General features: G+C 53.2%; 8 protein-coding genes. 3 read left to right on the plus strand and 5 right to left on the minus strand.

The genetic code is table 11. The features are described 5' to 3' along the window. Positions 1–15 precede the first annotated feature (15 nt). The 3 genes from R3F50_06170 to R3F50_06180 form a co-directional block, all read right to left on the minus strand. The gene (locus R3F50_06170; GenBank protein MEZ5489888.1) at positions 16–1,026 is read right to left on the minus strand and encodes a hypothetical protein; all 1,011 of its coding nucleotides are present in this window, start codon (positions 1,024–1,026) and stop codon (positions 16–18) included. An 86-nt stretch (positions 1,027–1,112) separates the two neighbouring features. Beyond that, positions 1,113–2,978: a cyanophycin synthetase gene (locus R3F50_06175; GenBank protein MEZ5489889.1), complete on the minus strand. Its 1,866-nt coding sequence runs from the start codon at positions 2,976–2,978 to the stop codon at positions 1,113–1,115. Between the two features lie 115 nt (positions 2,979–3,093). Beyond that, on the minus strand, positions 3,094–4,455 hold the full coding sequence (locus tag R3F50_06180; protein MEZ5489890.1) for an AMP-binding protein: 1,362 nt from the start codon (positions 4,453–4,455) through the stop codon (positions 3,094–3,096). Positions 4,456–4,628: 173 nt separating this feature from the next. Between R3F50_06180 and R3F50_06185 the strand changes: the two genes are divergently transcribed. Then, positions 4,629–5,384 (plus strand): hypothetical protein, encoded by a 756-nt coding sequence (locus R3F50_06185; protein MEZ5489891.1) that lies wholly within the window; start codon positions 4,629–4,631, stop codon positions 5,382–5,384. Continuing rightward, entirely contained in the window at positions 5,375–5,917 is a 543-nt protein-coding gene (locus R3F50_06190; GenBank protein MEZ5489892.1) for a GNAT family N-acetyltransferase, read from the plus strand. Before R3F50_06185 ends, R3F50_06190 begins: the two co-directional genes overlap by 10 nt. A 208-nt stretch (positions 5,918–6,125) precedes the next feature. Here R3F50_06190 and R3F50_06195 read toward each other — a convergent pair whose 3' ends face one another. Together R3F50_06195 and R3F50_06200 are read right to left on the minus strand one after the other, a co-directional pair. Further along, on the minus strand, positions 6,126–6,335 hold the full coding sequence (locus R3F50_06195) for a DUF6447 family protein (protein MEZ5489893.1): 210 nt from the start codon (positions 6,333–6,335) through the stop codon (positions 6,126–6,128). 220 nt (positions 6,336–6,555) lie between these two features. After that, positions 6,556–13,743, minus strand: coding sequence for a hypothetical protein (locus tag R3F50_06200; GenBank protein MEZ5489894.1), 7,188 nt, complete (start codon positions 13,741–13,743; stop codon positions 6,556–6,558). 1,092 nt (positions 13,744–14,835) lie between these two features. Between R3F50_06200 and R3F50_06205 the strand changes: the two genes are divergently transcribed. Then, positions 14,836–16,584, plus strand: coding sequence for a type I secretion system permease/ATPase (locus R3F50_06205; protein MEZ5489895.1), 1,749 nt, complete (start codon positions 14,836–14,838; stop codon positions 16,582–16,584). The last annotated feature ends 77 nt before the right edge of the window (positions 16,585–16,661 follow it).

The following is a 16,661-nucleotide window of genomic DNA, read 5'->3' on the forward strand; positions in this document are numbered from 1 at the left end:
TCAGGCGGCCAGCCATCATGGACCCGCCTGTAAATACTGGTCAATCAGCACTCGGTTGGACTCCATTCGCTGGCCCATCTGGTTCAGGCGGCGGCGAATCTCCTCGCCGTCGAGGGGATCGAAAGACAGGTTCCTGGCCAGCAGCGCCTCACTCAAGGAGCCACCGCTGAAAATCGACTCAACGGCTTCTTTCATACATTCGCGCAGCACGGAATCAACCTGCCGCGACACCGCGAGGGTTCTGAACTTGAGGGAAAAATCTACCGCCAGGCTGGCAATGACCATGCGTTCCTCACGTTCCGAACGGGGTAACTCCTGAGTCAGGCTATCTACCCTGCTGCCTGGGCCGGCCAGGTAAGGGATGCCGGTAAAATATTGATTTGGAGCGTCAGTCAAAGACAGCAGGGGGCGAATCTCCGGAGCGCTCGCGAGCGATCTTGCAATGGATTCCGTGGTGCCAAATACAAAATCCACGTCCCCGCGCAAGAGCGCCAGCCATCTGTCCACTGAACCGCTGTATCCCCGAATCAGCTGGCTCTTCCAGCCCAGCGCAGTGATCGCCAGATAGAGCCTGACCAGCTCGGTGTCGGCGGCAATAACACTGACGCCCTGACCTGCCGGCAGATCCGCTGGATACTGCCGCCCGGCAATGACCGCCGTGTCGGTCAGGAATGAACCGAGAAAATTGAAAGCCTCAGGGCCCGGCAATGGGACACCCAACTGCTGTGGGGCAATCAGGGTTACCGGGTTAAACAGCCCGAGCACAGCCTCATCACCCCGGGCGGCTGCAACCGCCCTGATTCCGGCTACACTCCCGGCGCCTGGCATGTTTCTGACCAGCACCCGCGAGTTGGTCAGCTGTTCTAAAAGCGGCGCAAATACCCGGGCATAACTGTCGTAGCCGCCTCCGGGCCCATAAGGGACAATGATGACAATTCGCCGGGACTGCAAAGCCTGCTCACAGCTTTCCGAAATGTTGGCGGCCTGCCCGGCGATAGGGAGCAAACCAACAATTGTCAGCAACAACCGCCGGCAGCAACCTTGGATCCCTGTGCAGAAATCTGTAATCCTCTTTCTCCTTCCTTTTGCCCTGTTCAACCTGATTAGCCTGTTTACACTGTGCAGCTTACTTCCTCCCCGCCCCGGCTCTGACGATCCCCATGCTCCTGCACAATCGACCTGACTTCTGCGAAAACACCCGCTTCTGATTGCCGCGCCTTGTCAGCAACCACAATCTCGATGCGATCCCAGCGGTCCAGCGGCAACCCGAAGCGCACTACGTCATCCGGGCTCATGCAACAGATTGCCGCGCGGACGTCGACCCGCTGCAACAGTGCCCGGGCAGCCAGAAAACTGTCAGAGAACCCCTTTGTCACCAGATGTCCATCCACTTTCAACCCAGTTGCCAGGGACAGGCCATTATAGCTTCCTCCCTCCAGCAAACTGGATACGGTACGGCGGGTATTTTCGCTATCGGTATAGCCGATTACCAGACAGGCCGGAATACGGCATCTATCGCCCATCAACCCGGTCAGTACCTCCTGGTAGATCGACTCGTTGTTCCTTGTCCCCATCTGAGGTTGTGCATTGACCTCGCAAACCAGTGCTTCAGTTGCAAGCCAGGATTGATTAATCTGACCGATAATAAGATCAACACCAGCGAAATCCAGGCGCAACAGCCTGGCGATAGCAACGGCCAGCCGCAGATTGTCCTCATGGGCGTCAGCCACCGACAGGTATTCGTTATGGCCGCCGGCATTTATGTTGTCGCGCCTCCTTAGACGAATGTATTCACCCGCCGCTGGCACGTGCTGCTCATCGATTCCGTGCTGCCGCAGCAACCCTCTTGCCTCTGTATCCAACTCAAGGAGGAACCTGCCCAGGCGTCTGGCCCGGTCACGGTTGTCTTCCTGTTCCTGCCAGCGTTTGATGAGATCCGACACAGTGCCGGTACCATCGCCGACCACGCCGCCAGCAACCCGTTTAGTGATTCGAATTACCTGGCCCTGAAACACCGTCAGCCGATGCGTGAAGCCGTCTACCCACTTTTCTACCAGAATATTCTCCGAGTATTGCCGGGCGGCGTCGAAGGCCTCGGTCAGGGTCTGTTCATCCCTGATGTCGGCACAGACCCCTTTGCCTCTCTGCTGATCGGCCGGTTTGATTACGACCGGATACCCGATTCGCCGTGCGGCGCCCAGGGCCTCTTCTCTGGAAGTGACACGGGAATGGCGGGCTCCCGGCAGCCCCATGGTATTGAGAAAGCGTGCCGTTCGCATTTTGTTGCGGGCAATGTGAATACCGAGCGGTGAGGTTTGGTCGGTCAGTGTACTATCCATTCTGCAGGCATACTGACCCGTCCCCAGCATGAACATCCGGTCCCCCAGCCTGAACAGGGGAATATCCAGGCGATTTGCCGCCTGCATGATGTGGTAGGTGTTTATCCCTTCCTCACCGTAGGCTTTAAGATCCTGGTAGATCCTGTCCAGTACCACGCGATCGGCCAACTCGTCAGTTTCGGTGCCAGGCGCGCCTTTCGCCTGCGTGTCCGCGGCAAGCCTGAAAAGCGTGGTCATCCAACGCATGGCGATCGCAACAGCCGCCTCGTGCAGATAGGGCATAATCACATCGAATACCAGGTACCGCTGATCACTCGAGCCACTAGCTCTGGCCTCTGGTAAACAGAGGTTGCGCTCGGAAACCGGGATACCACATTGCCGTTGCAATGCACCGATCCAGAAAACCACCAGCTGGGCAAAGCGTTGGTATTCGTCGTGGTCATCAATTATTGGAGCCTGCTCGTTGATGTGGCTGGAAATGATGCTTTCGAGCCGAGAAAGTTGCCCACCCAGTGACCGACCGATACACAGTTCACCCCGGATGGTGGGTTGTTGCATGCCAAACGCCATACCCCGAAACAGGTACCAGTTGGTGGAGAACTGCAGAGGTCGCTGCGAGTCAATTGGGTTTGCTTGCATCAGGTTACTGGCCATCGTGTTGTTTTAAGGATTCTCGCAGGCCCTGAATTCTGGTGTCTTTGTCCGTCTTAATAACAGTATTAGTAATCACTAACTAACCTGTGAACTCTCGAATTCAGACGACCAATGAGACAAAATCCTCGTACTTGCCGCCTTTGGACCTGGGTATATGCTCCACGTAGGAAAAGCCGATTTCGAACGGAAACCCCAGCCTTGCCTGCAGGCCGAGCCGCATCTGCTTTTCCTGTTCGGTAGTTATCGTTTCGGCAGCGACAATTTTGACCTCGATGGCGTCCAGCCTGGACTGGACCAGTTGGAACTGCTTTATTGCTATTCCCTCGGCCCAGTCTTTATAGGGAAAACTGGGCCAATGAGAACTGCCATCAGGCAACTTTATCATGTTGCGTTTTCTACCCAGTATTCTGCCGACCACGGGCAGGCTGCGCCCACAGGAACAGGCCTGGCCAAGGACAGCGTAGTCACCGATGGCATAACGAATCAATGGTGCCACCAAATTCTGCAGAGTAGTTACCACAACCCGACCCGTTTCTCCCGGCGCACAGGGCTGTCCGTTGTCATCAACCACTTCAAGCAAGACACAGTCGGAAATGACATGGTGACTGTGCTTTTCACATTGCAGGGTGATATAACCGACTTCCTGGGACGAATACCCGTCGAACAGACGCCATGGCATGCCGGCCTCCACGAACTCCTTGGTGTTGTCATCCAACAGCTCGCCATAGGTTTGAACTCCCTGCAACGACGAGAGGTCCGCCCCCGCTTCCCTGAGAGCACGCAGATTCGTCGGCAGCGACAGGAGGTAGTCCGGCCGTTCGTTTTTCAGCCACTCGATCTGCTCACTGATGGGCGTTCTTACGCTCAGCGCTACACCGGGGCCGGTGCGGGTGATCAGGGAACTGGACTTGCCCCAGCTGCCAGCCCGCACGCCTTTGCCAATGCCTGACTCCAGCTCGGGCCGTATTGAAGCCAGCTTTTTGTTCAGGTCCCAGCCCTGCCACAGATAAGCCCGAACAGTATTGACCATCCAGAATAGCCTTCCCACATTGCTGGTGTAGACTTTCACTGGCATGCCGGTAGAACCGGAGGTGGATCGGGTTCCCAGTAACTTGTGGCCCCTGGGGGGCGATTGAGACAGTACTTTTTCGCCGGCCACCTGCAGTTCGTCCCGGCTCAGTATCGGCACACTGTTCCAATAGTCACTGAACTCCTGCGGGGAGCTGGGAACCGCGCCTAGGCGCCGGGCGTAGAACGGGACGGTCTTCGCCGCATGTCTGACCAACTGCGATAGTTGCACGCTTTGTTGCAAAGCCAGAGTGCCCGGGGCAAGGCGCTCGGCAAACTCCATCTGCTGCAACAGGGATAACGCCAGCGCGGCTTCTCGTGTGGGCACAACGGGCCAGAGGCTTCCCTGTAAAGGAGTATTGAGGGACTGATAGGATTGCTGGAGCCAACTCATAAAAAGTCTTTGTCCCACTTCGGGAGTTGAATGCTATCATAGCCGCGCCTGGTGCAGCGTACAATGTAGCGAACAAACTAGCGGGCTAAGTAGCGCTCAAAATCTCACATAACTTCTCGCGCGACATCTCATACAACACTGAAGTCTGAGCGGAGCATTCCGGAACGTCGACCATGTGGGCAACCAAAAAAATTTTTGACCTTTCGAACGATTCCCTGATGGCGTTGATTCGCAACGAAATTCCCGCGGTCCAGATTGCCGATTTTGCCAGGCCTGCAGAGATAAAGAGTCTCAAACAGACACTGCTTGACCAGTCCCGTCGAACTCACAGCATCAAGCAGGTGACTCGCCTTGGCATCAGCCAATACGCCCAGGGCATCTGTCAGTCCAAAGCCAATTACTTCCACCTCGTACCTGGCGTCATGAAGGAACTTGCAGAAGCGTTTCGTAGCAGCTTCGACCCGCTGTCGCGATTCATAACGTCACTTTCCTCCTCTGGGTTCGACGCAGGCGTCATGCAGGAGCCTGGCTTCGGAAGCTATGCCCCCTGCGCGGGTAAACTGCGCAACGGCTTCAGTCCCATTCACGTGGACTTTGCCGCCCAGGACTCCGCTGACTGGGAAGTGGGCGCCGCCCCCGTGCAACTGGCCTGGAACCTTTATCTTGATATGCCTGCTATCGGTGGAGAGCTGATGCTGTGGGACCGGCAATGGCAACCTGAAATTGATCGCTATCTGGTGCGCGACAACTACTACTATGAGGACGCCGTAGTGGCCGACCTGGAGCCACTGCGAATAAGGCCGATTGATGGTCAGCTTCTGGTGCTTAATTCGAGGAATTTTCATGCTGTCGATCAAGTCTCCGACCGACTGACTATCGGAGGTTTTATCAGCTATTTTCCGGAGAAATCCCTTCGATTATGGATATGATTGAAGAAGTTTTTGCCGGGCAGTGTAACCAGAAAAAGCTCGAGGAAATCGAAACGCTGAGAGTCTGCGCATGGCAACCCATCCTGTCGCCCACGGACGCCAAGAGTCGGTTTAAACTGGACGCGACGGACCGGATTGCCTGGCACTTCTGCCTCAGAGACACTGCTCATGACCAGTTTATCGCCTGTTCCAGACTGAGCGCCCATTCAACTTTTGATTTGTTACCCGATCCAGAAAGTTACCAGCGGTTCGCTGAGACGATGAATTTCCCCCTGGCCATAATGAGCCGCCTGGCCGTACTTCCACGATTCCGTGGCAGAGGCTACGCGACCCGACTGGATAATTTGCGTATCGAAATGGCAACCCGTCTTGCTATAAAAGAAGTGTGGATCGAAGTTAGAGCCGGCCGGATAGCTTACCTTGAAGAGAGTCAATTCAAAGTGATGGGTAACAGCGCCGACGACTCAGTGCCAGGCAACTGGTTCATGATGCGCCGCCAGTTGGAAGATGGCACTGTTGATTCAAGGTGGTAAACGCCAACTCCGCTCATTTTTCTTCTCAAACCACTGTCCAGACGAATTACCAATCGGATACAGCTCGATCTCAAGTCCTGCACGATACAGCAGCCAGGCTACCCCGCCACTGTTATTCCAGCGTCGTGTAAACGGAATAACCAAACCACTGGGACTCGCTTAGTTCAGAATCGAATGCCTCCAGTTAACTGTCTAGTTATTTGTCTTACTAGCTGGATTGCGCTTCACCTTCTTCTGCCGGTAAATTGGCCGCCAGACCCTTGGCGTAAGTTGCTCTGGCGGTCTGAATTATGGCAATTTCCCGTTGTAGATTCTGAATCTTACCATCACATACCCGCAGGGCATTTAATTGGCCCTTAGCGTTGTCCGAAAGATCTTCTAGCGAATACTCTTTTCCATCAATTGTCACTGTAGCCATTCTATCTATATCTCCATTGTTTTTGAGCTCGAACTGATCAAAACCGGTCAGCAGCCGCGAATTCTATTGTTGTTTAACATAAACCTCAAGCACCGACCTCAGAGATCTAGCGCAGCCCAAAAAATTGTCTGTATTCTTGCAGGAATTGGAAAGTAAAAACCCCCGAAGTTTTCACTTCGGGGGTTTTTGACTTTCACTTCAGCCTTTACAAAGCCAAGTCTTAACCCACGTCTATGAAGCTGAAGTCACCGGTAGCCACATCGTCACCAGTCACTATTGCAAGCAGCGTAAGCTCATTGGCTTCGAAAGTGAGGTCAGTATCGCCGACATAGGCGTAGACACCAAAAGTACCGCTTGTATCAGACTCAAGAACCAACAAAGCATCCCGCTCGTCGCCACCATTAACAGTGACGTTAAAGTTTGCTTCGAATACAGCTGCCACCTTCGTCAGGTCAGTCAAATCAGCTGCAGCAAAGGTTCCATTGTTATCTTCATCAATGAAGTAAGCTTCGTCTTCGCCAGTCTGTGCAGCAGCCCCATTGAGATCGCTAGCTGCGAAAAAGCTGAGTCCGAAACCATTCGAGTCATCAATCAAATCACCCAACAAAGGCCCTTCGTCAGTTGCTGCAGTCCACGCGAACGTGATTTGGTCCTGACCACTCTGGAAACCATCGATGGTATCACCACCGTCAGTCGACAGGTTGTACTGGAACTCGTCCGCCGCGCCGTCACTGCCTTCGACCAGTGTAGTCTCCAGAGAGACACCCAACGTACCGCCGTCACCATTAGCCGCGTACCCCAGATCAACCGCGTTAGTTACGTCAACACCGGTAGCAAACTCGAAGAGCAGTTGATCGGTGTCGTCGTCATAGGTAACGCGAGTGATGATTTCCGCTGGTGCAGCATAGGTAGCCTGCCAGTCAGCATTGACCTGAGTCAGATCGCTGTTAAGCAGCAGTGCGAGGGCATCACCGACCGCATCGTTACCGGCGCCGGATACGAAATCCGTGCCTTCAGTCAGGACCAGATTACCCGCACTCAGCCAATCAAAGGTCGCATTATTGCCATCAGCTGCCAGTACCCCAGTGATGTTGAATTGCCGCACTTCCGCTGCTGTACCGCCGTCGAGCGCATCCGCACCGCTACCACCGATGATAGTGTCGTTACCGCCACCACCGGTGATCGTGTCGTCGCCTGCCCCACCGACTACGGTAAAGTCGGTACCACCGGTCACTGACAAGGTCAGGTCACGATCATCAACCAGGCTGGCATTGAAGGTATTCAGCACCGCGTCGAAGGTCAGCTCCGTGGAACCACCACCATCCTGCAGCTCGTTGACACTTGTGTTGATTTCGAAAGTGTCACCGTCGAGAGCGTTGGTTACCCACAGCTCTTCGAACAGGCTGATGTCATCAATCAGACCCTGATCACCAATGACCAGCGCGTCAGACAGGTCGCGAGCGTTGTCGGTCGCAAGGTCTTCGTCCGCATCATTCAATGAGTTCGGCGCTGAGACGTAGTCTGTTTCGGCACTGTTCAGAGTCGCGTCGTCGTCCTGATCGTCATCGTCGCCCACGATTGTTAATCCACTATCAGTGACAGCGGTAATATCAAGGATGTCGAAGTCAAAGCCGAACACGTCGTTCAACACTTCCAGCGAAATAGTGTCTGGGCCATTGAAGGTAGCCGTGTCCAGAGCGGCAGGGCCGCCGTCATAATCGATGGCGTCGTCGCCGACCTCAATGGTATCCCGGTCACTGATATTGTCCACCAGCGTGTAGTTATCCTGCACTCGCTCGAGGTCCAACATGCGGTAGACATCATCGGTGGCCGCATCCAGGATTCGCTCAAATCCGGTCAATATGATGCTGTTCTGACTCGCACCGGAACCGATTTGTACAGTGGTCTGGTCGGAACCGGCAACCACCTCACCTGCGATGATCACCTTGTCATTGATACCACCCGCGAAACCGAATGCATCTTCGGCGTCCTGGGAAGCCTCGATCCGCAGCGAGCCGGCAGCTACCTGGTTCTGAGCGCTGTAAGACGTGATCGTCTTAGTACCACCACCAGGTAATGGATTCCCAGTACCGTCGGTAAAGGTTACTTCAGCCTCTACCAAGCCAGTCGTAGTCGGGTTCATCGAGTCAAATGCATCGATATCGAGAATTGCCTCAATGGAGCGGGTCAGCTCGTTGAAGTTAGCCTCGTTGGCGCCACCGCGCATGTTGATAGTGTGATCAACAGTGCTCTCGTGATCGGTGAACTCGACACTGTCGTCGAAATCACCAAACTCCACGCCATTCCAGTAAGCGCCCGGCTGGTTGATGGTTGCTGAGCCACCGGCATCCTCGTACTCGAGGAAGTTTGTGCCCGTAATGGGGCTCAAACTGTCAGCCACAGTCAATTGAACGCGGTATACATCCCGGTCCAAGGCGGCATCGCTGGAAGTGGGACCATCATCGACGTTGAATCGAAGGTTCAGACCCGTAGTGGCATTGGTCAAATCGATGATCGAATTGCCCTGCGAAGCCACCAGGTTTTCATTGTTGGAGATCAGATCGACACGGTTACCATCGTCCGCGAAATCCAGGTCGTTGTCATCGGACACCACAACCGCGCCTACCGAAGCGGATGTACCGTCAATACTGACAACAGCATGGATTAAGCCGGTCTCATGGCTGTAGTCGACCGTATCTCCGCTGCCTTCACCCAGATCGAAATTGAACAGGCCAATATTCTCAGCTTCAGGAAGGTCGCCGATGTCGCCATCAGCAATAATCTCTGACACGCTGCGACGGCTGAAGTCGTCTTCATCGACCAGGTCGAACGGCAGTACGTAGTTAGAGAAGAGCGTTGACTCGGAATTGCTTGCATTGCTGTTGCCCAGCATGAAATCAGCAACAATTACGGTATCGCCCGCTGAATCCGCGACCACGTTCTCGAAATCGGTCATGTTGCCAATGCCAACCAATACGTTGCCACTTGCATTACGAACCTCACCCTCGACAAAGTCGATAGTGGCACCCGGTACACTTTCTGTATTGAGTGTGTCACGCAGCATCGGATTATGTAACGTGTCACCGAAATTGACCTGTTCGAAGTCAATAATGGTATCTACTGGCACATCATCAGCCAGCAGAAAGCCACCACTGAATGTAGCGGTATCTGTGTTGGCACCGCCACCCTCTACCGCGAACACGACACTTGGGTTGAAGTCGTTATCCCCGTTAACGCTGAAACTGTACTCCAGGGTATCGGCTTCGCCAGCGCCTTCAGATCCGCCATCAAACAAATTGTTTTTCCCGGCTTCGGTTTCGTCGACTTCGAGGTAGTCCTCACCACCGCCAAACCAGACGTTCTCTGGCCCGTCAACGGTCTGGATCCATGTTCCGTCTACGATGACCCGTCCGGCGTTGCCGGTATTAGTCAGGTAGTACATTGTGTCTTCGTTATTGGCTGTTTCTGCACCGGTCATTGGATTGACACTAACGCTGAGATCCAGGCCATCGTTGCCCTGGCCAGCCAATGTTCCGTCGCCGGAAACAGTACGCAGGTTCTCCATGTCGACGAAGTAGCTGGTGTTGTCGATCGGGTCATTGTCGACAACGACTCGACCGGCACCGCCGTACATCTGATCTTCAGAAAGATCCAGCGTTATGTCGAAGAAAGAGCCACCGGCACCAACAGAGCCAAAGTCAGATTGCTGGTAAACCAGGGTATCTTCGAACCCACCCATGGTAACCATGTTGACTACCAGGCCAGTAGACTGGCTGGCTTCATAGGCATTGAATACCCGCAGGACACCGTCTTCTTCATACAGATCCTGGCCCCCATCGATGAAATCGTTACCGAAAGACCCGTAGAATCGGTCATCACCGGTTCCGCCTTCCAGCAAGTCGTCACCATCACCACCGAACTGCTGGTCGTCGCCGTGGACAGCATAATTGCTGCTATTGCCGGTAGTCGGATTCTCAACAGTGTTGTAGAAGATTTCCGCGCCATCGACACCTTCAGCCGCACTGCCGGTAATGTTAATGTCCGGCGTTACGTTGACAACAATCGCGTCGGTACCCAACAGCGTGTCACCGGCATCTTCCGCAGTCTGCAATCGAGACCGATTGATTTCCTGATCACCCCAGAACAACACGTTATCTTCGTTAAGCTCACCGTTGCGTCCGTCGAACTGGAACAGGGTAACTTCACTTTGGGTGTAGTTTGTAATCGACGCAGTGGCCGGCTCGCCCAGTGAGCTGTTGTCGGTTACGTCGATGCTAGGAGTCATGAACACGACTTCTTCGCCGGCGTAAGTATTCTGCTCAATATAGACGAATCCGATATCGAAGCCGTCATCATCGTAATCCGCATCGATATCACCAGCAGCGGTGTCGTCATCAAGAACGGAGTTGTTGATGTAATCCGAAAAGCGTTCCGCAAAATCAGCAGTAGTTTCGTTGGCTATCAAGGTACCGTCTAAGTCGCGACCAACGGTCAGAGTGTACTTTACACCGTTAACCGTCAGGGTGACTTCGTCCTGCACCGCCAGGTTGGTTAATTTAATTTCGAAACCCTGATCTTCAGCCAGCACTGTGCTGCCATCCTGGTCGAAGCCAACGACCAGATCCTGGGCGTAGGCGTCGGAACCAAGGCTGTCGCCACCGAAGTCAGCGTCGTCATCCACTCGCTCATTATCCAGTCGGTCCTGATAGCTTTGGAAAATCAGGCGGTCCTGTGAGACTGACTGGCCGGGTGCAACGTAAACTGGCAGGCCCAGCTGACCTTGACCCGGGGCCGTCACGCTGATTGTGACTGCGTAACCTTCCGGTTGGGTGTCGGAGATTTCACGACCGCCACCCGGGGTGCTGTCGGTGATGGTCAACACATCGTTGCTGGAAGTGACAGTGACATTCGAGTCGATGGCCTGAAAAGCCGAATTTGCCAACGCGGCCAGTTCGGAAGTGCTGGTAACTGCGTTCAAAGCAGCCAGGTCTGTAACCGCGAAGGTGGTACCGCCAATATCGACCGAGAACGAAGTCATTACGTTGTTAACTTCTTCCAGGTCAGCACCGGAGAAATCTACCGAGAGGCTGGACGGGCCAAAAATGCTGACACTGTCCACGCCAAAGTCTCGCGAGTAACCGCCATCCCAAAGGTTGTCGTTATCTGCGTCTGTCTGGCGATGAATAACGTCAAGTCCGTCGCCACCATCTTCCAGTGAGAAGATGAAATCGTCGTTACCTTCACCACCAGAGAGATTGTCATCACCTTCCCGACCTTCAATGACATCGTCACCGGTGTAGGCGTAAAGGGTGTTGTCGCCGTCGGAACCGCGCAGATCCATATCCGTCATCAGACCAAAATGGTTCTGCTGGTTGTTAAAGGTCAAGTCTGGGCTGTTTGTTCCTGCCCACTTGTAGTCGACGGCACCCAATCCAGTTGCGATAACATTTTCAACATCCTGAACTGCGGTGCGATCGGAGTTGTCGTTATAGTTGGTCTGGTCAGCAGTATACCAGCCGAACGACGTGTAGTTGCGGTCGGCACCGCCGTATCCAGCTGCGTTGCCGAGTCCGCCTTCGCCTACAGCAAGGTCAATACGAATTCGATCGTCGCTTGTGAGATCGCTGACCGATTGAGTACCAAGGCTCTGACTGGTCAACCAGAGGAAGTCGTTGCCGCTTCCATCTGAATCGAGCGTGTTATCCCCTTCGTAAACACCGCCATCAACTTCCCAGGCAAGATGATCGTCCCCGTCGCCGCCCACCAGAAAATCCTTACCATCGTTGACGATGTCCTGGGTATTGGGGTTGTTGAGAGCGTACCTTAAATTACCACCGAACAGCAGGTCATTGCCTTCGAAGCCTTCGATACGGTCATTGTCGTGACCGCCGACGATGATGTTGGCGGAGTCAGAACCTTCGATCTCCAACTGAGCAGTAGATCCAATGCCGACATTTTCACCGTTCACGACCATACCGCCGCCGCCAAGAGAAACGTCAATATCGTCAATGAGTCCGTAGAGATTGCCTGACGCATCGATATGCTCGATTTCATTCATCGACGAAAGCAGAGTTCCAACGCCAGTCTGTATGACCTGGCTCTGAAATCCACCAAGGTTTACGTTTACCCCATCTTCGTCATCGGAGACTTCGAGGAATACCCAGTCGCTGTCCTGAGACGAGTAAAACTCTCCTTGCTCGTCGACAAAAGCTTCTTCCAGAACGCCGTCATCGTCTGCCTGCAGGTCGTCCGATGTAGAACCACCGTCGATCAGGAGTCGGTTTCCATCAGCATTGTCCAAGCGGCTCAGCTCGACAAAGAAGCCATCAGCGTTTCTACCACCATACAGCGCATCAATGGGCGCAAATCCCGGAATAGCAGCGCCGCCAAGCCCACCTATTAATCCGTTTACTCCGCCAAAAGGGGCAAGGAAGTCAAGCCATTCGGGAAGATCGACCATCCAGCGGGAATCTGCAACACCGCCACCGACGAGGAAGTCGTTACCTATTCCGCCCAGCGCTGTGTCGGCACCGAGGCCGCCAAGGAAGATATTGCCGTCTGTGTTGACACCGTCACCGGAGAATCCTGTGCCGTCAAAATCGATGTCCCCCAGAAAGTTGTCAACGATGTTAAATTCGCTGAGCAAATCACGTCGGTACGCATCAACGATCTCAAAGTCGAGACCATCATCTAAAGTAGTAGGATTGTTGTTCTCAATGCCGTCCGGCTTGATGTAGCCATCGCCGTCCAGATCGAGACCGCGGATCTGGTTATCATTGGCGGTAATGTCAATTCGGACGTCTTGATCACCGGTAAGCCTCATCACATCTGCGCTGGCAGCTGATTCCTGGCTCAGATTGAAAGTGGTACCGGGGTTTTCCGAGGCGTTGATGCTGTCCAGGGCAGCCTGCACAGAGGCGGGGTCACTGCTGACGTCTCCCAAGGCATTCTGCAGAGCACTGAGGTCGCCAGACTGACTGGTCTTGGCGTATTCGGTCGAAACGGTTACCCAATTCTGAAACCGCGCCGCGGCATTTCCGAAAGCGGGGTCAGTAGTATCGAGATTGAGCAGGAAATCGGTTGCCGCAGCGAACAACTCAGCTTCGCTGACACCTGAATTGAGGATTCCAACAACCAAATCCTCCACGACAACCATATCGGCGGCGGCGGTTTCGCCACCAAAAACGTTGCCAACCCAGCGCTCGGCGAACTCTTCCGTGGTCAGGAGCGAAGGGTAAATCGACTTATAAACCGGGTGGTCGACGATAGCCTGAGCTAAGTCAGTGTAAGAAGCGCCGTTTTCATAGGATTCGATCAGCCCACCCAGCACATCGCCGGGTATTGCCGCCTGCAGTGTCACAATCGGAAGACCGATTATTATTTGTCTTTCGTCAGCTGTTATCGCCATTACCTTAGAGCTCCTTAGATCAGTTCCAAATAGGTTTTCAAAAAATTAAAAAATGCGTTCACTTAATAGCTTAGCCTTAGTTTAAGTGCGCTTAGCATACACAGGCCCTTTTTTGCTCCCTGTGACCACAGTCACACGGAGTAAAATAAGCTCACCAATACCGGGTAGAATGCGTACTGCACACGCAAATTCCCGCACCTCGTGCAGACATAACGCGCATCTTACATTCTCTGCTGCACCAATACAATACAAATTGTTACGACCTGAAAACTCAGGTTTCTAACGTAAGCCTCTCATTTTGTTTTATATATTGCTCTGCTGGGTGAACGCTTAGCAGCGTTAGCCCCCTGTTCAGATTATCGGTAGCGAATGAATGCGCTTGATAGCGATTAGTGATTTCTTTGTAGGCGGCTGTGTAACCCAATCTGTTGCTGTTCCGTGCTTGTTGCCAAGAGAGCTTCACTCAGTTTGTCCCGTTTAGTTCGTGGCGCACAAACTCTACCCTCTCATGGAACTGTTGCAGAGGGGGGTATCCTTGGGAACGACAATACTAATAAGACAATGATATTCCGGAACTCCACCTGCGCCGCCTTGCTGGTGAAGCGGACAGTTAGCCGATATCAGGGCCACAAACCATACTCAGGTGACGATTTTAAGCGCGAAGAACAAAACTTTTCCCTTACCGTCGATGTCCGGGGCGAGTTGTGCGCTTGTTAAGTAAACTCCGAGGTAGGTACAATTGCATCCTCGTGAGGTGTGGAATTGGATTCAGGCCCAGTAGCTTGAAAACAGCCTTGTTGCCCCAATATAGAAGCAGCCTCATAATAGAAGCAGCCTCAATAATATAGCTACGGAAATATAGCTACTGACTAAGGCGTGGGCTGTATAAGCCCTGGGAATCTTTCTGAAAATAGTAGTCATCGAAGCTGCCTGGCGGTACCCAAGCTTGAACATAAGAACTTCACCTAGATAACACAAACGCTTTCAACTCAAAACACCTTTTATCGAGAAATCGAACATACAGATTTGATCACCCGTCCTGGCCACCGAATCTGGCCTGGGACCGGGTGGCGAACTCCTGGTAAAAAAGTTATGCCTAAGCCTGCAATCAAAAAAGACTCGAAGTCGCGCTTCCTTGAACTCAACGAGGCACTTCAGTCTGTCCGGCAATATTTCATCTACGCCGGCGTTTTCAGCGTTGCCGTCAACCTGCTGATGCTCGTACCGATCATCTACATGATGCAAGTTTATGACAGGGTGATATCCAGCGGGAGTCTCTCCACTTTGGCAATGTTGACCATTATTTTGGTCTGCCTGATGGGCTCAATGGGGGTGTTTGAGTGGGTGCGGTCCATGTTTCTCATCGGAGCCAGTGACAAACTGGACAGAGACCTTCGTGAACGTGTCTTTCAATCGACGTTCAAGAATGCTCTAAGCACCAACGGAGCCAGCTCAAGCGCCCAGCCGATCAGCGACCTGACTGGTTTGCGGCAATATATATCAAGCAACGCGGTGTTTGGCTTCTTTGACGCCCCGTGGTTTCCAATTTATGTATTCATTATGTTCATGTTCCATCCCTGGTTTGGTGTAATCGCCATTTTTGCCGGAATTGTTATGTTCAGTCTGGCGCTAGCCAATGAGATAGTAACAAACAAAAAAATGCAGGATGCCAATACTCAGAATAACTGGGTGAACAACGAGATCGTCAGAAGTCTGCGAAATGCGGAAGTTATAGCGGCAATGGGCATGATGTCAAATGTGCGTCGAAAGCAGCAAGAAAAGACCGACAAGGCCATCGCGCTCCAGACCAACGCCAGCAGATGGGCGGGTGGCTTTTTGAGTTTTTCCAAATCTTTCCGAGTGATCATTCAATCACTAGCGCTTGGCCTTGGCGCCTTGCTGGCACTAAAACAGGAAATCTCCCCCGGCATGATGATAGCTGGGTCTCTGCTACTTGGCCGCGCTTTGGCGCCTATCGATCTATTGGTTAACTCCTGGAAAGGCTTCTCAGTAGCAAGGGCACAGTACAAAAGGCTCGGAGAACTGTTGGAAACAATACCCCCGGAAGAGGAGAAAATGAGCTTACCTGCACCAAAAGGCCATCTTCTGGTGGAAAATGTAGTAGTGTCAGCGCCCGGCAGTCAGATACCGGTACTGAAAGGTATTTCGCTTGAACTTAAACCCGGCGAAGCTATCGGCATTCTGGGACCCAGCGCATCTGGCAAGTCAACGCTCGCGCGCACCATCCTCGGTATATGGCCAACACGTGCTGGAGCCGTTCGGCTTGACGGCGCAGACGTATCCGCCTGGGATCGCGAGGAACTTGGCCCCAGCGTGGGCTACCTGCCTCAGGATATCGAACTGTTCGACGGCTCAATCTCAGAAAATATCTGCAGGTTCGGTAAGACAGATTCCGAAAAAATAATTGCGGCCGCTCAGCTTGCTGGTGTCCATGAAATGATTCTGAAGTTGCCTGAAGGGTACGACACCGTTATCGGCGGCACTGGCGGCATGCTTTCCGGAGGGCAGCGCCAACTAATCGGATTGGCGCGCGCAGTCTATGATTCGCCGCGCCTGCTGGTACTCGACGAGCCCAACTCGAATCTTGACGAGCAGGGTGAACAAACCTTGGCCCAGGCATTGAAACGAATAAAATCGAAAGGTTGCTCCATTGTGGTCATCACGCATCGTAATTCGATTCTGCAAGTTGTAGACAATCTTCTGATTTTGAAGGAAGGAACGGCAATTGCCTACGGCCCGAAAGAAAAAGTACTCGCAACGATGATGGCTCAGATAAAGAACAGCAAACAGTCCGCAAGTGGGGCCGCAGCTCAGGCCTGAGGAAATTCAAAGCGCCTTCGGATATGAGATTGTTGATTCATAAACGTTTACCGACGGTATTTATGAACGTTTAAATA

It is taken from the genome of Gammaproteobacteria bacterium, from assembly GCA_041395725.1.
Taxonomy (GTDB): domain Bacteria; phylum Pseudomonadota; class Gammaproteobacteria; order Pseudomonadales; family Pseudohongiellaceae; genus NORP240.